Source organism: Pseudomonas sp. GM24, from assembly GCF_000282235.1.
Lineage (GTDB): Bacteria > Pseudomonadota > Gammaproteobacteria > Pseudomonadales > Pseudomonadaceae > Aquipseudomonas.
This window is the reverse complement of sequence record NZ_AKJR01000031.1, coordinates 1-20,333: the sequence shown is the minus strand read 5'-3', so window position 1 is coordinate 20,333 and position 20,333 is coordinate 1. Positions and strand designations below refer to the sequence as shown.

Annotated in this window: 9 protein-coding genes; 4 read left to right on the top strand and 5 right to left on the bottom strand. The window is 62.1% G+C overall.

Annotation, left to right across the window (positions count from 1 at the left end; genetic code table 11):
- The first annotated feature begins 150 nt into the window (after nucleotides 1-150).
- Entirely contained in the window at nucleotides 151-1,686 is a 1,536-nt protein-coding gene (locus PMI23_RS05420; RefSeq protein WP_007918238.1) for an FAD-dependent oxidoreductase, read from the top strand.
- A 128-nt stretch (nucleotides 1,687-1,814) separates the two neighbouring features.
- Here the strand turns inward: PMI23_RS05420 and hemB are convergent, their stop codons facing one another.
- Together hemB and PMI23_RS05410 are read right to left on the bottom strand one after the other, a co-directional pair.
- The gene (hemB, locus tag PMI23_RS05415; protein ID WP_007918237.1) at nucleotides 1,815-2,789 is read right to left on the bottom strand and encodes a porphobilinogen synthase; all 975 of its coding nucleotides are present in this window, start codon (nucleotides 2,787-2,789) and stop codon (nucleotides 1,815-1,817) included.
- 193 nt (nucleotides 2,790-2,982) lie between these two features.
- The gene (locus PMI23_RS05410) at nucleotides 2,983-3,681 is read right to left on the bottom strand and encodes a glutathione binding-like protein (protein WP_007918236.1); all 699 of its coding nucleotides are present in this window, start codon (nucleotides 3,679-3,681) and stop codon (nucleotides 2,983-2,985) included.
- 342 nt (nucleotides 3,682-4,023) lie between these two features.
- Here PMI23_RS05410 and PMI23_RS05405 point away from each other — a divergent pair, with 342 nt between their 5' ends.
- A complete protein-coding gene (locus PMI23_RS05405) occupies nucleotides 4,024-4,698 on the top strand; it encodes a hypothetical protein (RefSeq protein ID WP_007918234.1) in 675 nt (224 codons plus the stop codon).
- 135 nt (nucleotides 4,699-4,833) lie between these two features.
- Here the strand turns inward: PMI23_RS05405 and mnmH are convergent, their stop codons facing one another.
- From mnmH to PMI23_RS05390, 3 genes are all read right to left on the bottom strand, one after another.
- Nucleotides 4,834-5,937: a tRNA 2-selenouridine(34) synthase MnmH gene (gene mnmH, locus PMI23_RS05400; protein WP_007918231.1), complete on the bottom strand. Its 1,104-nt coding sequence runs from the start codon at nucleotides 5,935-5,937 to the stop codon at nucleotides 4,834-4,836.
- Nucleotides 5,937-6,971 (bottom strand): selenide, water dikinase SelD, encoded by a 1,035-nt coding sequence (selD, locus tag PMI23_RS05395; RefSeq protein ID WP_007918229.1) that lies wholly within the window; start codon nucleotides 6,969-6,971, stop codon nucleotides 5,937-5,939. Before selD ends, mnmH begins: the two co-directional genes overlap by 1 nt.
- A 233-nt stretch (nucleotides 6,972-7,204) precedes the next feature.
- Nucleotides 7,205-17,728: an autotransporter-associated beta strand repeat-containing protein gene (locus PMI23_RS05390; RefSeq protein WP_007949678.1), complete on the bottom strand. Its 10,524-nt coding sequence runs from the start codon at nucleotides 17,726-17,728 to the stop codon at nucleotides 7,205-7,207.
- A 509-nt stretch (nucleotides 17,729-18,237) separates the two neighbouring features.
- Here PMI23_RS05390 and PMI23_RS05385 point away from each other — a divergent pair.
- Both PMI23_RS05385 and PMI23_RS05380 read left to right on the top strand, forming a co-directional pair.
- Nucleotides 18,238-19,197, top strand: a complete 960-nt coding sequence (locus tag PMI23_RS05385) for a nucleoside-specific channel-forming protein Tsx (protein ID WP_007919016.1) — start codon at nucleotides 18,238-18,240, stop codon at nucleotides 19,195-19,197.
- 15 nt (nucleotides 19,198-19,212) lie between these two features.
- A complete protein-coding gene (locus PMI23_RS05380) occupies nucleotides 19,213-20,235 on the top strand; it encodes a purine-nucleoside phosphorylase (protein WP_007919018.1) in 1,023 nt (340 codons plus the stop codon).
- Nucleotides 20,236-20,333 lie beyond the last annotated feature (98 nt).

Genomic DNA, 20,333 nt, shown 5'->3' with positions numbered 1-20,333 from the left:
AAATTTCACTGTCACCAAAATCTCCTGCCGAACACCCGAAAAAAGGCCCCACAGCCCCACCGCTGCGGGGCCTTTCTCCGTCTGGCCGATCAACTGGCCACCCGCTCCTGCTGATCCATACTTGCTGCACAGCAAACGGAGGACAGGCCCATGAACCGCAGCGACGTCCTGATCATCGGCGCCGGCCCGACCGGGCTGGTGCTGGCCCTGTGGCTGAGCAAACTCGGCGTACGCGTGCGCATCATCGATAAAACCTCCGCGCCCGGCACCACTTCGCGAGCGTTGGCGGTGCAGGCGCGCACCCTTGAGTTGTACCGGCAACTGGACCTCGCCGACACTATTGTGCGCAACGGCCATCGGGTGGCGGCGGCGAATTTCTGGGTCAATGGCAAACCGGTCGCGCAATTGCCGCTGAACCGCATCGGCGAAGGCCTGACGCCCTACGCGTTCGTTGAAATCTTCCCGCAGGATGAACATGAACGACTGCTGATCGAGCGTCTCGAAGACTACGGCGTCACGGTCGAACGCAACACCACGCTGGACAGTTTCGAGGAAACCGGCGATGGCCTCACCGCGCATCTGCGCCTGCCCGATGGCGAGCAGGAAATCTGCCAGGCCTGTTATCTGGCCGGCTGTGACGGCGCCCGCTCAGTCGTGCGCAAAACCCTCGACACTGGTTTCCCCGGCGGCACCTATCAGCAGATTTTCTACGTGGCAGATGTCAAGGCCAGCGGCCCGGCGATGAACGGCGAGTTGCATCTGGATCTGGATGAAGCGGACTTTCTCGCCGTGTTTCCTCTCGCCGGCGAAGGCCGCGCAAGGCTGATCGGCACCGTGCGTGACGAACGTGCGGATCGCGCCGAAACCCTGGAATTTTCTGATGTCAGCAGCCGTGCCATCGAACACCTGAAAGTGCATATCGAAGATGTCCATTGGTTCTCGACCTACCGCGTGCATCACCGCGTGGCTGAGCACTTTCGCAGTGGCCGCGCGTTTCTGCTCGGCGATGCCGCGCATGTGCACAGCCCGGCGGGCGGTCAGGGCATGAACACCGGCATCGGCGACGCGATCAATCTGGCGTGGAAACTTGCCGCAGTGCTCAGCGGCGCCGCTGAACCGAGCCTGCTCGACAGCTACGAAACCGAACGCAAGGCCTTCGCCCGTCGACTGGTGTCGACCACCGACAAAGTCTTCAGTTTCGTCACCGCCGAGGGGCGCATGGCCGATCTGCTGCGCATGCGTGTGGCACCGTTTCTGATCCCGAAAATGGCCTCGTTCGAGGCCAGTCGCGAGTTCCTTTTTCGCACCGTTTCGCAGGTCACCCTCAACTATCGCGGCATGCCTCTGAGTCAGGGCGCGGCCGGCCATGTGCACGGCGGCGACCGCTTGCCGTGGGCGCATGATGGTGAGGGAGATAATTACGAACCGCTGAGACAGCCGTGCTGGCAGGTGCATGTCTACGGCGACACAAGCGACGAAATGATTGCCTGGTGCCACGAACATCATTTGCCGCTGCATGTGTTCGACTGGCGCCCGGCGTTTGAAACGGCGGGGTTGGGGCGTAACGGTTTTTATCTGCTGCGCCCGGATACCTATGTGGCGATTGCCGAAAACAGCGCGGATCCGAAGGTGATTGAACGCTACTTCCGCGATCACGGCATCCGGCCGTTCTTTGCCTGCCTCTGACCCAAGGAAACCACAAGAACCTGTGGGAGCTGGCTTGCCAGCGATAGCGGTGGATCAGTCAAGATTGATTTTGACTGTGCTGACGCTATCGCTGGCAAGCCAGCTCCCACAGGGTTGTGCGTTGGTCTTTAGATCCCGGCCAGTGCCAGATCCATCGCAAAGTAAGTGAAGATCAAATCAGCGCCTGCACGCTTGATCGCGCCCAGGCTTTCGCGCACCACACGATCCTCATCGATCGCCCCGGCCTGCGCGCCGAACTTGATCATCGCGTATTCGCCACTGACCTGATACGCCGCCAGCGGCAGGTTCGAGCCCTCACGAATGTCTCGGATGATGTCGAGGTAAGCGCCGGCCGGTTTGACCATCAGCGCATCGGCGCCTTCCTGCTCGTCGAGCAGCGATTCGCGCAGGGCTTCTCGGCGGTTCATCGGGTTCATCTGGTAGCTTTTGCGGTCGCCCTTCAGCGCACTGCCGCCGGCCTCGCGGAACGGACCGTAAAGCGCCGAGGCAAATTTGGTCGAATAGGCCATGATCGGAATTTGAGTAAATCCGGCCGCATCCAGGGCCTGGCGAATCGCCCGCACCTGACCGTCCATCGCTGCCGACGGCGCGATCACGTCCGCACCGGCGCGGGCCGCTGCCACGGCTTGTTTGCCGAGGTTGATCAGGGTCTGGTCGTTGTCGACTTCATGGTTGTGCATCACGCCGCAGTGGCCGTGATCGGTGTATTCGCAGAAGCAGGTGTCGGACATCACGATCATTTCCGGCACGGCATCTTTGGCAATGCGCGACATGCGCGAGACCAGACCTTCTTCGCGCCAGGTGTCGCTGCCGTTGCTGTCCAGATGGTGGGACACGCCGAAGGTCATCACCGACTTGATGCCGGCGCGGGCATAGCGCTCGATTTCACTGGCCAGTTTGCACTCGGGAATGCGCATCACCCCGGGCATGCTGTTGATCGGCACGAAGTCGTCGATTTCTTCTTCAACGAAAATCGGCAGGACCAGATCGTTCAGGCTGAATTCGGTTTCCTGGAACAGGCTGCGCAGGCTCGCATTGCGGCGCAGACGGCGGGGACGTGCTTCGGGGAACTGACTGGACATGAGGGCCTTTCCTGAAAACGGCAGATGAGACGAAAGTCGTAGGGGGCGAAGCTTATGCCTTGCGGGGGTTGGGGTACAAACCTGGATCAATCAAGAGTGCATTACTGGGGGTGTAACAATCTTTCAGAACACTGTAAATCCCTGTGGGAGCTGGCTTGCCAGCTCCCACAGGGTTATGTGTGTAGTCCGAAAATTACGAGGGAATGGTCAGGCCGCGAATGACTGCCGGACGCGCGAGGAAACGCTCAAGCACACGGGTGACATTCGGGAAGTTGCTGATGCCAACCAGATCACCGGCTTCATAAAATCCGATCAAGTTACGCACCCACGGAAACGTGGCGATATCAGCGATGGTATAGCGCTCGCCCATGATCCAGTCACGGCCCTCGAGCCGGCCGTCGAGCACCTTGAGCAGGCGTTTGCTTTCGTCGACATAACGATCACGCGGACGCTTGTCTTCGTAATCCTTGCCGGCGAATTTGTTGAAGAAACCCAACTGGCCGAACATCGGACCGATACCACCCATCTGGAACATCAACCACTGGATGGTCTCGTAACGCAGCGCGCCTTCCTGCGCCAGCAACTGACCGCTTTTGTCGGCCAGATAAATCAGGATCGCACCGGATTCGAACAGCGGCAGCGGCTGATCATCAGGGCCGTGCGGATCGAGGATCGCCGGAATCTTGTTGTTCGGATTCAGCGACAGGAACTCGGCGGACAGTTGATCATTGTTGTCGAAAGCGACCTTGTGCGGTTCGTACGGCAGGCCGATTTCCTCAAGCATGATCGAGACTTTGACGCCGTTAGGCGTCGGCAAGGAATAGAGCTGAATCCAGTCAGGGTACTGCGCCGGCCATTTCTGGGTGATCGGGAACGTGGACAGATCGGTCATGAGAAGCATCCAGTCACAAATTAAAGCCTGATCATAATGTAGGCGCTGCGCAGGCTGCGATCTTTTGATCTTGAGGCTTTGCAGTCTGCAAAACGATCGCAGCCTTCGGAGCGCCTACATGAACCCGTAACATCCTGTCGCTAACCTGCGGCCAGACCGTTGAAGGTTGCCGTTAGAGTGCTGCGCACTCTTACGATCGAACCAAACGGCCCTCAGGGGACTCTGAGCTATGCGTTTGTTGCAGAGGAAGCCGTTCACGACAGGGAAAACACCCGGTGCTGGGAGCCCGCGGTGTAAAGGTTTGTCAGCCTTAACCGAATTTGCTGAAGAACCCTTTATTTCATGACGATCCTTATGCGATTCGCCAAACGTTTCAAACACCGCGCGTATGTGGCCCTGCCTTCCCTGCTGGCCGTCAGTGCACTGTTCCTGTCGCTTGAGTCCAGCGAAAGCCGCGCGCAACCGGTGGACGGCACCCAGACACTGGTGTTCCTGCGCCACGCAGAAAAACCCGAGGGCGGGCTCGGCCAGCTCAACTGTCAGGGCCTGAACCGCGCCATCGACCTGTCGACGCTGCTGCCGGAAAAATTCGGCAAGGCCGATTACGTGTTCGCCGCCAACCCGACGCGCAATGTCGAGGAAGGTGAGCTGGACAACTCCTACAGCTACATCCGTCCATTGATGACCATCAGCCCCGCCGCGATCAAGCTCGGCCTGCCGGTGAACATCGAGTTCTCGGCCAACGACACCAGCGATCTGGCCCGCGAACTGCTGGAAGACAAGTATCACAACTCGACGATCTACACCGCCTGGTCCCACGGCTATCTGCCGGAGCTGATCAACAAGGTGGCGGGCAAAGCGGTCGGCGAGAAACAGAACATCACCGAGGACTGGGCGGGCAACGACTTTGACTCGCTGTATGTACTGACGCTGACCTGGCACAACGGCAAGGCCAGTTTGCAAAGCCACAGCTACAAGCAGGGGCTGGATCATGGCAAGGAAACGTGTCCGACCTGAGTCATCTTCTGTCTGAACCGGCCCCATCGCTGGCAAGCCAGCTCCCACAGGGTTCCAGGGTGTACACAAATTCCATATACATCCGCAATACCTGTGGGAGCTGGCTTGCCAGCGATGAGGCCAGCAAAAGCACTATCAAACCTTCTGATTCCCCCGCTCACGCAGATACTCAAGCACCGCTCCACGCTCCCCGGCAAACTCGATCCGCCCGCCCTTCTTCTCGCGCTGAAACACATACATCGGGTCGTAATAATCGCGTAGCAGTACGCCGATCCACTCACGGAACAGCTCGACCGACCCGCTGCGCGCCTGTTCGGACAGCGCCGCTTCCATCTGCAAATACATGCGTTGATAGCGCTCGCCACCCAACCGACGTTGAATATTGTTCAGGCTGGAAATCAATCGCTCGGCATACAAAGCAAAACCCTGCTCGCCGTGAACCGCGACGAACTCGGCGTACAGGTCGATGACATAATCCTGCAGAATTCGCTCGACCCGACTCTCGAGGCTATCTTCCAGCCAGACCAGTGGTGCCGCCTGCATGCCCCGGTAGAGCGGTAATGGCAAGGCACAGCTGCCGACCACCCGACTCTCGTCTTCCAGAACAAACTGGTTGATCCCGCCTGCGCGTTTTTTCAGCACATCGACAGCCAGGCGGTTTTCGAAATCGATATTGGTCGGCTGCCCGGTGGCACGCTTGCCAAAACTCGAGCCGCGATGATTGGCGTGACCTTCCAGATCCAGACCATTGCTCAACTGCACCAGCACTTCAGTCTTGCCAGTACCGGTCATGCCGCCGAGCAGGACCAGATCGCATTCGGCCACAGCCTGATCGACTGTCTCCAGGAGGAATGTGCGCATGGCCTTGTAGCCGCCGCCGACACGCGGATAATCGATGCCGCCCTCGTCCTTGATCCATTGCTGGACGATCTGTGAACGCAGGCCGCCGCGGAAACAATACAGATAGCCATCGGGGTGGTTACGGGCAAACTCAACCCAGCCTTGAATGCGCCGCTCTCTGACCTCGGCGGACACCAGCCGCTCGCCCAAGGCAATCGCGGCTTGCTGTCCGTGTTGTTTGTAACAGGTGCCCACCTGTTCGCGCTCACGATCGTTCATCAGCGGCAGGTTGACCACCCCGGGAAAAGCACCGTGGGAGAATTCGACCGGCGCACGGGCGTCCATCATTGGCCGGTCATTGAGGAAAATATCACGGTAATCAGTGCAGTCGCGGAGCATCAAATCACCTCGACTGCGTTCGTCTGTCGCTCAACCAGTTCGCCGATTGGCGCCAGGTTCAGGCCCAGTTCGGCGGCTACGGCGAGAAACTCTTCATTGCCTTCAGGCGTCACCGCGATCAACAGACCACCGCTGGTTTGCGGGTCGCAGAGCACGCGTTTGTGCAGTTCCTGCACGCGGCCAACCTTGCTCGCGTAGCTGTCGAAGTTGCGCAGCGTACCGCCGGGAACGCAGCCCTGATCGAGGTAGTACTCGACGCTGTCCAGACGCGGCACACGGTCATAAGCGATGCGCGCGGTGAGCTGGCTGCCATCGGCCATTTCCACCAGATGCCCGAGCAGACCAAAACCGGTGACATCGGTCATGGCGGTAACGCCGGCGAGTTTGCCGAAACGGCTGCCGGGTTTGTTCAGGGTGCACATCCAGTCGCGGGCCACGCCAACGTCGGCGGCGCGCAATTTGCCTTTTTTCTCGGCGGTGGTGAGGATGCCGATGCCCAGCGGTTTGGTCAGGTACAGCAGGCAGCCGGCGGTGGCGGTGTCGTTGCGCTTCATGTGACGCTTTTCCACCAGACCGGTGACGGCGAGACCGAAGATCGGTTCCGGCGCATCAATCGAATGCCCGCCCGCCAGTGGAATGCCCGCCGCGTCGCACACCGCGCGGCCGCCGCGAATCACTTCACGCGCCACTTCCGGCGCCAGCACATTGACCGGCCAGCCGAGAATGGCGATGGCCATCAACGGATCGCCGCCCATCGCATAGATGTCACTGATCGCATTGGTCGCGGCAATGCGGCCGAAGTCGAACGGGTCATCGACGATCGGCATGAAAAAATCCGTGGTCGAGACCACACCGCGCTCGGCATCGATCTCATAGACCGCCGCATCATCGCGCGAGGCATTGCCGACCCACAGTTTCGGGTCGAGGTTCTGCGCACCGCTGCCGGCCAGAATCACTTCCAGCACCTGCGGGGAAATCTTGCAGCCGCAGCCGGCGCCGTGGCTGTATTGGGTCAGACGAATCGGCTCGCTCATGGGGGAGTCTCAGGCTGTTGATGGGGGCGATTCTAGCAGAGCGCGACGCAGCAGTTTTTTGATCGTTCCCACGCTCCGCGTGGGAATGCAGACCGGGACGCTCCGCGTCCCTTCCGGAGCCGGAACGCGGAGCGTCCCTAGAGGCATTCCCACACAGAGCGTGGGAACGAGCAGCTTGAGGCAAGGCAAAAAAAACCGCCCTTACGGGCGGCTAAAAGTGCTTCGACCCTAAATCAGAAGCCCAGGCTGAAGCTGATGGTCATTGCATGGTCGTTGCTGTCGTTCGACAGTTGCCCCGAGTAGCCGACGCCGAGTTTGCCGGTCGGGCTGATCTGGAAGTCGACACCGGCTTCAACGATGGCGCTGTCCTTGGCAATCGGCACGCCTTGGGTGCTGAACGAGGCGCCGCCGTCGATGAAGGTCAGGTCGGCGTCAGGCTTGGTATCACCAAAGGCATGGCGCCAGCCGATGGCCGCGCGCGGGGTGAATTGCCCGCCGTTGGCCAGGGTGATGACTTTGCCGGCACGCACGCCGAGGGTCGAGAAGGTGATGTCCTGATCGGCATCGGCCTCCAGGCGCCCTACTCCACCCTTCTCCTTGGCTTTGTCAGTGTCGTAGTTGACGTAGGCCAGACCGGCAAACGGTTCGAGGGCAATGCCGCCAGCGTCGATGGCGTAGCCGACTTCACCGAATACCTGCGCACTGCGCGCATCGTAATTGGCCTTCAGGCGATCGTTGTAGCTGCCGACGCTGACGTTGCGTTTGGTCTCGATGTCGTGCCAGCTGTAAGCCGCGCCGAGGCGCACCGCCAAGGCGTCAAACTGCGAATTGAGATACGCCGCCAGGTGGTAGCTTTCGACGGTGGCATCCGAGCGACGATCATGCGCATCGAGGTCGCTGCGGGTGTAACCGGCGGCCATGCCCACGCGCCATTGATCATCGAGTTGCTTGTCGGTGCCGAGCATGAAGCCGCTGAGGTTACGGTCGAGTTTCGCCGCGTTGCTGTCGCCATCCGACTCGCCCCAGGCACCGAGTGCCCGCGCCCAGCCGACCATTTCGCCGTGGCAACCGTTGCTGCTCAATTGGTTGTCACTTGGCGCCAGGGCACGGCGTGGATCATCCGCCGCGCTGCATGACGGTTGGCGCATGCGATCGTTGACCGCGTCACGCACGTAGCGCGAATCCTCGAGGATGGCGCTGGCGGTGCTGGCGTGGATCTCACCGGACAGACTGTCGAAGGCATTACGCGCACCGGCGACACTGAGGTTGACGATCTCGTTCTGCAACGCCGCACCGGCCGGGCCGTTGTTCGACAGCGCGGTGGCGGTTCTGAACTGGTTGCCAGTGGCGGCGACATCGGCGAAGGAATTGCCGTTGCGGCTGACCACCAGGTTCACCGCATTAGCGTCATACACCAGTGCGCTGTTGAGGAACGCATATTGCGGCAGGTCCGCAGCGCTGAAGGTGCCGTTTACGCCACCGCCCGCCGTAATCAGCGAATACGTGGTGTTGCCGGTGAACGGTGCCAGCGAGTTGACTTGCAAAGCGCCGCCCAGGTTTGCAGTACCACCGACGGCCAGCGGCGTCGCGGTTGGCGAACTGACGGTCAGCGCCAGCACGCCATCCGAGGCGTTGGTCAGGTTACCGGCCACGCTCAGGGTTCCGGCCTCAGCGCCGGAAGCCACCACACCATGGTTGATCACCGAACCGACACTGCCGTTACCGCTCAGCCCTGCACCGTTGGCCACGGTCACTTGCCCGCCCAACGAAGCCCGCGCCGAACGGCTGCCGACTTGCAGCACGCCTTGATCAACCGCGACGGTACCGCTGAACGGATTATCACCGGTCAACAGCAAGGTACCGGTACCGCGTTTGGCCATCGCCCCGAGACCGCTGAGGACCCCGTTGAACTGACCATTGGCATTCTGCTGGAACACCAGCGTGGCGTTGTCGAGGATATTGCCCTGCAGGCTGGTGGTGTTACCGACCAGCGTACCGCCGCTGACGGTGGTGCCACCGCTGTAGGTGTTGGCACCGCTCAATACCAACGTGCCGGAATCAAGCTTTTCGATACCACCCGTGCCCACCAGTGGCGTGGAAATTTCTGCACTCGCGCCGGCATTGACCCGCACCGGTGCAAGGCTGCCGTCGGCGCCATTGACCGGCGTCAACGTCCCGCCAGCCCCCGGAACCAGGCTGTAGCCGCCGGAGAGGAATTGCACACCGGTGAAGTTCTGATTGCCCTGCACGGTAACCGTACCCGCCTGACCACCGAACACCGCGAACTGACCATTTGAAGCCAGGGCCTGAGTACCGCTCGGATCGGTCCAGTTAGTACCCGGCCCCCACACGCCGCTGCCGCCACCGATGCTGCCGTCCGGGTTGGTGGTGCCACCGTTCCAGAACTGCACCTCACCCGGCGTGCCTTGCACCAGCAGGTTGATCTGATTGGCGATAGCCGTTTGCAGGGTCAGATTGGCCGCCGACACCGGCAGGCTGCCATACACCAGACCGTTGTCGGTCAGGCTGCCGCCATAGCTGAACAGTTGATAAACGCCGGTGCCGAAGCCGCCGGCATTGCTGATGTTCAGCGTACCGTCGAGGGTCAGGTTGCCGGCAACATTGACCACGGTGGTCGAACTGGCCGCCGAGCCGAGGCTGAAGTCCAGATTGGTTCCCGACGACAGTGCCAGCGAACCGACTGACAAAGGCGTTGCTGTACCGCCACCGGCCAGCGTCGCACCGTTGGCCAGTTGCACGGCGCCGCCGAGTTGGCCGCCACCGCCGATGCTCGCGCCGCTGGCGACGTTGACGTTGGCGCTGTTGAGCACCCCGTTGACGATCAGGTTGCCGGCCTGCACCGAGGTGTTGCCGGTGAAGGTGTTGTTGCCGGCCAGCAGAAGTTCACCAGTGCCGGTTTTGTTCAGCGTGCCGGCGCCGGTGAGGTTGCCGGTGTAGCTGCCGTCGGCGTTTTGCTCGAAGGTCAGCGTCGCGTTGTTGACGATTGCACCTTGCAGGCTGCTGGTATCGCCGCGCGTCGTGCCGCCGTTCAGGGTGGTGCCGCCGCTGTAGGTGTTGGCGCCACTGAGGACGAGATCGCCGCTACCGTTTTTCACCAGACTGCCGGTGCCAGTCACAGCACCGATCAACGTGGTGTTCTGGTTGCCGGCGAGGATCAGTTGCGCGCCAAGGTTGACGGTGTTGGCCAGTTGCAATGCCGAGGTGCTGTCGAGGGTGCCGGTGCCGGTCACGTTGAGTGCACCGCTGCTGATTGCACTGTTGTTGCCGAGGATCAGCGTACCGCCGGCGAGTTGAGTGCCGCCGCCGTAGGTGTTGCTGCCGTTGAGGGTCAGGCTCGACGCGCCGGCCTTGATCAGGCTGCCGCTGCCGCTAACCACGCCGCCGAGGGTCAAGGCGTTGGAACCGGCAACGGTCAAACCACCGTTGACGACCACGTCGTTACCGAGGCTGACGGCCGCATTGCTGTCCAGCGCCGTGCCATCGGCGGCGGTCAACACACCGCTGCCGAGCGCCGCGTTGTTGCCAACCACAATCTTGCCGCCATTGAGCGCGGTGCCGCCGGTGTAGCCGTTGGCCGCGTTGAGCACCAGCGTACCCGTGTCGTATTTGCCCAATGTGCCGCTGCCGTTGAGCGCAACACCAATGGTCGCGGTGGCATTGGGATCAACACGCACCGTGGCATTGCCCAGCGAACCATTGACCAGATTCAACGAGCCCGCCGTGCCGTTCACCAGACTGTAGCCGTCGGTGACGAACTGCAGGCCGGTGATGGTTTGCGCGCCGTTGACGGTCACTGTGCCGGCCGCGCCCTGGAACACCGCGAAGCTGTTGGTCCAGGCCTGGTTGGTGGTGCCGTTGACGTCGGTCCAGTTGGTGGTGCCGGTGCCCCAGGCGCCGCTGCCACCCTCCACCGAACCGTTGGCCACCAGTTGATTGCCGTCCCAGAACTGCACGGTGACGCCCGGTGCGGTGACCAGCAGGTTGATCTGATTGGCCAGCGCGGTTTGCAGGGTCAGATCGCCCGGCGTCACGCTGCCCGGCAGCGTACCGAAGAGCATGCCGTTGTCGGTCAGGCCGCCGGTGTAGTCGATCAGACGATAGACGCCGCTGCCAAAACCACCAATGTCGCTGACATTAAGGGTGCCGTCGAGGGTCAGGTTACCGCCGACGTTGACCAGCGCATTGCCGCCGCCGGACACCGGTGTACCGAGGCCAACGTCGAAGTTTGAATTGCCGTTGAACAGCAGCGAACTCACGCTCAGCGTACTGCCGGTGACGCCAGCCAGATGACCGCCATCGGCCACGGTCACGGCACCGGTCAGGGTGCCGCTGCCGCCGAGGGTGCCGCCGTTGTTGACCAGCACATTGCCGCTGGCCAGCGAACCGTTGACCTGCAAGGTACCGGCGTTGACGTTGGTGTCGCCGGTCAGGTCGCTGATGCCGCTGAGGGTCAGGGTGCCCGTGCCAAGTTTGCTCAGGCTGCCGTCACCGCTGAGGATGCCGGCGAAGGTGCTGCTGACGTTGTTGCCACCGAGGCTCAGCGTGTTGCCCGTACCGACCAGCGCAGTACCGCTGCCGGTGAGGCTGGCAAGGCTGCCCGAAGCACCGAGATTCAGCGCCGCGCCGCCCGCGAGATTGACCGTAGCGCTGTTGCCCAGCGCTGCGCCACTCAGCGTGGTCAGGCTGCCGGACGCCACATCGAAGGTGCCGCTGAAGGTGTTGTTGCCACTCAGGGTCACGTCGGCCAGACCATTTTTGCTCAACGTGCCGGCACCGGCGATGACACCGCCGAGGGTCAGATTGTTGTTACCGGCCAGGGCCAGATTGGCATTGACGTTGAGGTTGTTGGCCAGCACCAGCGGCGCGGAGTTATCGAGGGTGGAAGCGCCGGCCACGGTCAGAGCGCCACTGCCCAGCGACGCGCCTGTACCAAGGGTCAGCGTGCCGGCATTCAGCGTGGTACCGCCGGTGAAGGTGTTGATGCCGTTGAGTGTCAGGTTCGACGCGCCGTTCTTGATCAAGCCGCCCGCGCCGCTGACCACGCCAGCGAGGGTCAGGTTGTTGCTGCCGGTGTTGCTCAGATTGGCGTTGAGCACGACGTTGTTGCCCAGGCTCAGCGCACTGTTGCTGTCCAGCGCGGAGGCGCCGGCTACGGTGAGATTGCCCAGACCCAGCGCCGAGTTGCTGCCGGCGGTCAGGGTGCCCGCGTTGAGGGTCACGCCACCAAGAAAATTATTGTTGCCACTCAGGCTCAGGTTGGCCGCGCCGTTTTTGCTCAGGCTGCCGGCGCCGTTGACCGTGCCGGTCAGGCTCAGATCCGCCGTGCCGCCAATGCCGAGGTTGCCCGCGAGGTTGACCGCGTTGCTCAGCGAAACCCCGGTGCTGGCATCCAGCGTGGTGCCGCCCGCTGCATTCAGCGTGCCCGAGCCGAGCGCCGAGTTCGACGCCAGAACCAGTCCGCCGGCATTCAGCGCGACCGGCCCGAGGAAGGCATTGTTGCCGCCGAGGGTCAGGTTGGCCGCGCCGGTTTTGATCAGGCCACCGGTGCCGCCAATCACGCCGTTGAGGGTCAGGGTATTGCTGCCGACGATGGTCAGGTTGCCGTTCAGCGTCGCCGCGTTGGCCAGTGTCACCGCCGCGTTGCTGTCCAGCTGCGTACCGGCATTCGCCGTCAGCGTACCGGTACCGAGCGCCGTATTGCTGCCGACGATAATCTTGCCGCCGTCCAGTTGCGTGCCGCCGGTGTAAGTGTTGGTACCGCCGAGCACCAGGGTGCCGGCGTCAAGTTTATTAAGGATGCCGCTGCCATCGATATTGGCATTGATGGTCGCCGTGACGCCCGGATCGACGCGCAACGAAGTGGTGCCGCCGGTGCCGTTGACCGCCGTGAGTTGCCCCGCCGCTCCGCTGACCACGTTGTAGCCATCGGTGAGGAATTGCATGCCGGTAAACGCTTGCGTGCCGTTCACCGTCACCGTGCCGGCAGTGCCCTGGAACACCGCGAAGTCGCCGGCCCACGGTTGGTTGACCAAACCGTTGGCGTCGGTCCAGTTGGTACCGACCGCGTTCCACGTGCCGCTGCCGCCATCGACCACGCCATTGGCGATGGTCTGGCTGCCGTCCCAGTAACGAATGTTGACGTTCGGCGCCGACACTTGAATGTTGATCTGATTGGCCACGCCGGTCTGCACCACCAGGTCGCCGAGGCCGTAACCGACCGGCACGCTGGCGACATCGAGACCGAGATTGGTCAGTGCGCCGGTGTAGTTGAACAGGCGATACACACCAACGCCGAAACCGCCGGCATCGCTGACGTTGAGATTGCCGTCAAGGGTGAGGTTGCCGCCGACGTTCATCAGCGACGCGGTCGACGGTGTGCCCAGTGCCACATCAACGTTGCTGCCGGCGCCGAGAGTCAGAGCACTCGCCGACAAGGTGTTGCCCGACGCCAACGCCAGATGCCCACCGTTGTTGATGTTGACCGCGCCGAGCGCCGAGCCGGTACCGGTCAGGGTGCCGCCGGTATTGACGTTGAGTTGAGCACTGCCCAGCGAACCGCTCAGGTTCACGATACCGCCATCGATCGCGGTATTGCCGGTAATGCCGTTGATGCCAGTGAGGTTCAAGGTGCCGGTACCGACTTTGACCAGGCCGCCGCTGCCGCTGAGATCGCCATCAAAGATGCTGGTGACGTTGCCGGTGCCGACCGTCAGGGTGTTGCTGCCGGTCAGTTGCACACTGCCGCTGCCGCTCAGCGCGCCGAGGCTGGCGTCACTGCCCAGATTCAGGCCGGCGCCGGCGCTGATGTTGACGCCGGAGGTGTTGCCCAATGCGTTGGTATTGAGCGTGGTGACGCTGCCCGAAATGATGTTCAGCGCGCCAGTGAAGGTGTTATTGCCGGCCAGGGTCAGGTCTGAAAGGCCGTTTTTGGTCAGGCTACCGGCGCCGTCAATGATGCCGTTCAAGCTCAAATCGTTGTTGCCGGCGACGGTCAGTCCGGCATTCAGGGTAATGGCGTTGCCGATGCCGAACGATGCGCTGTTATCCAGCGTTGCCGCGCCACCGACGAGCAATGCGCCACTGCCCAGACCGTTGGCATTGCCAAGGGTCAACGTGCCGGCGTTGAGTGTGGTGCCGCCGCTGAAGGTGTTGTTGCCATTGACGGTCAGGTTGGCTGCGCCGTCCTTGATCAACTGGCCGGTGCCACTGGTCACGCCGCCGAGGGTCAGGTTCTGCGTACCGCCCACGGTCAGCGCCGCATTCAGGGCGACATTGTTGTTGAGGCTGACCAGCGGCGAGTTGCTGTCCAGTGTCGCGGCGCCAGCGACGGTCAATGCACCGGAACCGAGCGCCGAACTGTTGCCGACGGTCAGAGTGCCGGCGTTCAGCGTGGTGCCGCCGAGGTAGTTGTTGGCGGCATTGAGAATCAGATTGGCCGCGCCGTCTTTCACCAGACTGCCAGCCCCGCTGACCAGACCGGTCAGGGTCATATCCGCTGTGCCGCCGATGTTCAAGGCACCGGCGAGTGCCACGGCATTGTTCAGGCTGACGGCGGTGTTGGCATCCAGCGTGGTGTTGGCCGCCGCGTTCAACGTGCCGGAACCCAGCGCGGTGTTGCTGCCGACGGTCAGTTTGCCGGTGTTCAACAGGGTGTTGCCAAAATAGGTGTTGGCGCCGTTGAGGGTCAGGTCGGCAGCACCGTTCTTGGTCAGTCCACCGATACCGGCGACCACGCCGCCGAGGGTCAGCGCATTGGAGCCACCCAGGGTCAGAGTGCCGGCGAGGTTGACGTTGTTGGCCAAGGTCGCGGCGGTACTGGTATCGAGGGTGGTGCCGTTCGAGGCGTTGAGTGTGCCGGTGCCCAGGGCGGTGCTGGAACCGACAATCAGTGAACCGGCGTTCAGCGCCGTGGTGCCCGTGTAGGTGTTGTTGCCGTTGAGGGTCAGACTCGAAGCGCCGGTTTTGATCAGACCGTTACCGCCACTGATCACCCCGCCAAGGGTCAGCGCATTGGCGCCGCCGGCGGTGAGGTTGGCGTTGAGAATGACGTTGTTGTTGAGGGTCACGGCCGAACTGCTGTTGAGGGTGCCCGCGCCTTCCACCGACAAGGCGCCAGTGCCCAGTGCCGCGCCGTTGCCGACCGTCAAGCTGCCGGCATTCAGCGTGGTGCCGCCGCTGTAGGTATTGGTGCCATTGAGCGTGAGATTGGCGGCGCCGTTTTTCACCAGTTGGCTGGTGCCGCTGATCACGCCGCCGAGGGTCAGCGCGTTGCTGCCGCCAATGCCCAGGCTGTTGTTGAGAATGATGGCATTGTTCAGGGTCACCGTCGCATTGCTGTCGAGGGCGGCCACGCCGCCGACGGTGATGTTGCCACTGCCCAGCGCCGCGTTGGCGCCCGCCGTGATCGTACCCGCGTTCAACGCGACGGCACCGAGGAAGGTGTTGGCGCCGTTGAGAATCAGGTTGGCCGCGCCGTTTTTGGTCAGCCCGCCGCTGCCGCTGACAATCCCGCCCAAGGTCAGGTTGGCACTGCCGCCGACAGTCAGGTTGCCGCCGAGTGAGACTGCGTTGGTTAGCGCAACGGCAGTGCTGGCATCGAGGGTGGTGCCCGCCGCCGTGGTCAAGGCACCCGTGCCCAGCGCGGTGTTGGAGCCGACAATCAGCGTGCCGGCATTCAGCGCGGTACCGCCGGAAAAGGTGTTGTTGCCGCTGAGGCTGAGGTTGGCGGTGCCGTTCTTGATCAGATTACCGGCACCGCTGATGACGCCGCTCAAACCCAGCGCCTGCGTGCCGCCGATGGTCAGATCGGCCGCCAGCGCGACGGCGTTGGCGAGAGTCACCGCCGTGGTCGCATCCAGTGTGGTACCGGCCGCCGCGTTCAACACGCCCGTACCCAGCGCGGTGTTGCTGCCAACGAACAGGCTGCCGGCATTGAGCAGCGTGTTACCGCTGTTGGTGTTGTTGCCGCTCAAGGTCAGGCTGGCGCTGCCGGATTTGGTAATCCCACCAGTGCCGGACAACACGCCGCCGAGTGTCAGGGCATTGCTGCCGAGCACGTTGAGCGCACCGGTCATGCCGATGTTGTTGGCCAGGGTAACGTTGGTGGTGCTGTCCAGACTGGTGCCGGCGGCGGTATTCAGCGCGCCACTACCCAGCGAGTTGTTGTTGGTCACCAGCAGGGTGCCGGCGCTCAGGGTGGTGGTGCCGGTGAACCCGCTGTTGGCGCCACTGACAGTCAGGCTGCCGCTGCCGGTTTTGGTCAGGCCGCTGCTGCCGCTGATCAAACCGCCGAGGGTCAGCGCGCCAGTGCCGCCGGCGGTCAAGGTGCCGCCGAGGCTGATGGCGTTGTTCAGGCTGATCGTGCCCGGGGCGCTCAACGTTGTCGCGCCAGTGACGTTGAGGGTGCCGGTGCTCAGCGCCAGGTTGTTGCCCAACTGCACGGTGCCGCCGTTGAGCGTGGTGTTGCCCAGGTAGGTGTTGGCGGCGCTGAGGCTCAGTTGCCCGGAACCGACTTTGGTCAGGCCGCCGCTGCCGGAAATGACGCCGCTCAGGGTGGTGGCGTTGGTACCTTGCACTGTCACGCCGCCCGCGCCGAGGGAAATCAGGTTACTGACGTTCAACCCGGCATTGCTGGCCTGGAGTATCCCGCCGTTGGAGGTGATCACGCCGCTGCCGAACGTGGCGTTGTTGTTGAACTGGGCGACACCACCGTTAAGCGTGGTCGCGCCGCTGACCAATGGCCCCTGCAAGGTCCAGGTGCCGCTGTTGAGGGTCAGGTTGTTGAAGTTGACGTAGGTCGCGCTCGATGCGGTGCCGACACCCGTGGTGCCGCCGCCGACGCCGATCGGGTTTTGCAGGATCAGGCTGTTGGTGCCGCCCGCGCCACCATCGACCGTGCCGGTCGGAGCGAAGGTCAGATTGATGCCGATCAACCCGCCGAGGCCGACGCTGATCTGTACACCGTCACCGACGTTGACGCTGGAACCGGTCACCGCGGTGAAGGTGTTGGTGCTGGCCGCGCCCATCGACACGCCGCCGGTAATCGCACCGGCGTTGGTGAAGGTATTGCCGGCCGCCGATGTTTCGAACGCGATCCGGCCGTTGATCACACCGGTGCTGCTGTTGGTCATGTTGACCTGCGAGCCGCCGTAGACGCCGACCACCGGGGTGTCGGCGAGGGTGATGCCGCCGATCGACAAACCGGTCGAGGTGATGGTGCCGTTGTTGGTGATGCTGGTGGTGCCGGCAGCAGCGTTGTTCACCGCAATGCCGAGGCCGTCGATGCTGGTCAGGTTGAGCCCGAGCAGCATGCCCGTACCACGGATGATCCCGCTGGCGTTGTTGAGCACGCTGACCGTACTCGTAGCGCCAGTGCCAATGAACGCGCCGCCGCTCAGCACCGAGACCAGGCCGAGCAGTGCCGGGTCGAGCGTGCCGGAGTTGTTCAGGGAAATGTTCACCCCGGTCAGGTCCATCACATGGCCGCCGAGGGTCGCATTCATCTGCGCCCCGCTGTTGACGTTGACCGTCAAACCACTGGTGGCGCTGGAGAAGTTGTTGAGAAACAGCGGCAGGCTCGGCACGCCGGTGCAGGTCACCGTTGAACCCGCCGTGGAGCACGTGGCCAACGCAGGAGCGCTGACGCCGCCGAACAACAGCCCGGCGACACTCAGATGCACAGCAAGGGAAAGAGGGGAAAAGCGCGAAACGAGGGCGACACCAAACCTTGCTTCCACGGGCTACTCCTTGTCGTGGCCAAATTCTTCCTTGAGCGCGCGAAGAGCCGTGCTTATTCCACACGCGAATCAAGACTTCGACGGTCATCACAAAACCGTTGATTGGGGACAAAGCTAGTAGACGCCCGGCAATGGGGCACGGATTAAATGGTGTTAATACTTTAATACTAGAGGGGTCTGGAATAAGCGTTTCAGCCCGTATTCGTGGGCCTTCAACCTGTCGCAGAACCTGTAGGCCTTCGCCTGCTCGCGATGGCGGTGTGTCAGTTTACGGATACTTTTCTGACACACCGCCATCGCGAGCAGGCGAAGGCCTACAGGGGTTTACGGTGATCAGTTATACCTGATCAGTCCGTCAGTTAAATTTGCGAATTCTTCGATATTTCATGGCATTGAGAAAACTGGTACGCCTTGTGCAAACGTTTGCGTAACGTCAATCCCAACGTTTTCGTAACAAAACCGTACAAGCCCACGGAACACGGGCCTCGATCCGCAAAAAAGGACTTTGAATGGCCATTGCATGCCCTTTTCGCGCACCTTTCTCGTGCACGCTTGCTGTTTCCTTGCTACTGACCGGCGTTACCGGACTTCTCAGCCACAGCGCTCTGGCGCAACCGGCAGCCAAAGAAGAATCCGCCCAGGGCGAAGCCCTCAGCCCCGAAGCCAGCCCGCCGAAAAAAGGCGCCTACCTCTCGGACTGGTACAACCAGGACCTGATGCTGATCGGCAGCAAGGACATCAGCTTCGGCCCGCAACCGGCCGACGATATCTATCTGGAATACGAGTACTTCGGCCGCAAAGGTCCGTTCGAACTGTACGGCTACATCGACATTCCGAAGATCTTCAACATCGGCAACAGCCACGACAAAGGCGTGTGGGATCACGGCTCGCCGGTGTTCATGGAGCACGAACCGCGCATCTCCATCGACTACCTCGCTGGCCGCAGCCTGGCCATCGGTCCGTTCAAGGAATGGTATGTGGCGTTCGACTGGATCTACGACCACGGCAGCCGCAAAGAGAACCGCGCCAACACGCTGTACAGCGGTTTCGGCACCGACATCGATACGCACTCGCGGGTCAACCTGTCGGCCAATCTGTACGGTCGCTATCAGTGGGAAAATTACGGTGCCAGCAACGAATATTCCTGGGACGGCTACCGCGCACAGCTCAAGTACATCGTGCCGATCGATAAATTCAGCAACGGCGCCTCATTGACCTACATCGGCTTCACCAACTTCGATTTCGGCTCGGACATCCACAAGGACAACCCGGCGCGCACCGCCAATGCGACGGTGGCGACCAACGTCCTGCTCTACTCGTTCACGCACTTGCGCTTCACCCTGGTCGGCCGTTATTTCCACAACGGCGGCAACTGGGAAGACGGCAGCGAGCTGAATTTTGGCGATGGCAATTTCCGCGCGCGTTCCAACGGCTGGGGTTACTACGCCGGCGTCGGTTATCAGTTCTGAATCAAGGAGTTTTCCATGCAAGCAATGATGCGTTTGACCCTGGCCGGTGCGGCCCTGCTCTCCTCCACCGCGTGGGCGGCCGAGGCCCCGATGCAACCGAAAGTCGTGTTGATCACCATGTTCGCCCCTGAGGCGCAGCACTGGATTGATCGCCTTGAACTGAAGCAGGAAGTCCGCGTGCCGGGCCTGTCCGCCGAGTACCCGAGCATTCGCTGCAACACGCAGCAGGTGTGCCTGTTGACCACCGGCATGGGCCAGACCAATGCGGCCGCCTCGACATTGGCGTTGGCGCTGTCGCCGAAATTCGACCTGCGCAAAAGCTACTTCCTGATCGCCGGCATTGCCGGCATCAGCCCGAAACACGGGACCATCGGCACCGCTGCATGGGCGCACTATCTGGTGGAATTCGGCACGCAGTGGGAGATCGATTCGCGTGATGCGCCGTCGACCTGGCCGACCGGCTATCTGGGCATCAACACCAAAGGGCCGAACGAAAAACCGCCGCTGGATTACAAGACCGAAGTCTTTGAACTCAACCCGAAGCTGCAGGCCAAGGCCTTCGCCCTGAGCCACAAGGTCGAACTGAGCGAAAGCAAAGAGTCCGCCGCGTGGCGTCTGAAATATCCGTCGGCCCCGGCCAATCAGCCGCCGGTGGTGACGCGCTGCGACACACTGGCCGGCAACACCTGGTTTTCCGGAACGCGCCTGAGCGAGCGGGCCGAGGTCTGGACCAAGTTGCTCACCGACAACAAGGGCGAATACTGCACGACGCAGCAGGAAGACAACTCGACCTACGAGGCCTTGCTGCGTGCCGGTCGTGAAGGTCTGGTCGATGTCCAACGCCTCGCCGTGGTGCGTGCAGGCTCCGACTTTGACCGCCCGGAGCCGGGCGGCAGTGAAGTGGATAACCTGCTCAAATACGCCGATCAGGGCGGCTTCGTGCCGGCGCTGGAAAACCTCTATCGCGCGGGGAATCCTCTGGTGCAGGACATACTGAAAAACTGGTCGGCGTGGGAAAACGGCGTCCCGCAATCCTGAACCCAACAACGATCTACTGTAGGAGTGAGCCTGCTCGCGATAGCGGTGTGTCAGTTTAATCATGAGTAACTGATACACCGCTATCGCGAGCAGGCTCA

What these genes read in the sequence shown, in the direction of transcription:
- PMI23_RS05410 (WP_007918236.1), bottom strand. Translation starts at nt 3,681, where the DNA reads ATGACCGATCTGTCCACGTTCCCGATCACCCAGAAATGGCCGGCGCAG.
- hemB (WP_007918237.1), bottom strand. Translation starts at nt 2,789, where the DNA reads ATGTCCAGTCAGTTCCCCGAAGCACGTCCCCGCCGTCTGCGCCGCAAT.
- mnmH (WP_007918231.1), bottom strand. Translation starts at nt 5,937, where the DNA reads ATGCTCCGCGACTGCACTGATTACCGTGATATTTTCCTCAATGACCGG.
- selD (WP_007918229.1), bottom strand. Translation starts at nt 6,971, where the DNA reads ATGAGCGAGCCGATTCGTCTGACCCAATACAGCCACGGCGCCGGCTGC.
- PMI23_RS05385 (WP_007919016.1), top strand. Translation starts at nt 18,238, where the DNA reads ATGGCCATTGCATGCCCTTTTCGCGCACCTTTCTCGTGCACGCTTGCT.
- PMI23_RS05420 (WP_007918238.1), top strand. Translation starts at nt 151, where the DNA reads ATGAACCGCAGCGACGTCCTGATCATCGGCGCCGGCCCGACCGGGCTG.
- PMI23_RS05380 (WP_007919018.1), top strand. Translation starts at nt 19,213, where the DNA reads ATGCAAGCAATGATGCGTTTGACCCTGGCCGGTGCGGCCCTGCTCTCC.
- PMI23_RS05405 (WP_007918234.1), top strand. Translation starts at nt 4,024, where the DNA reads ATGACGATCCTTATGCGATTCGCCAAACGTTTCAAACACCGCGCGTAT.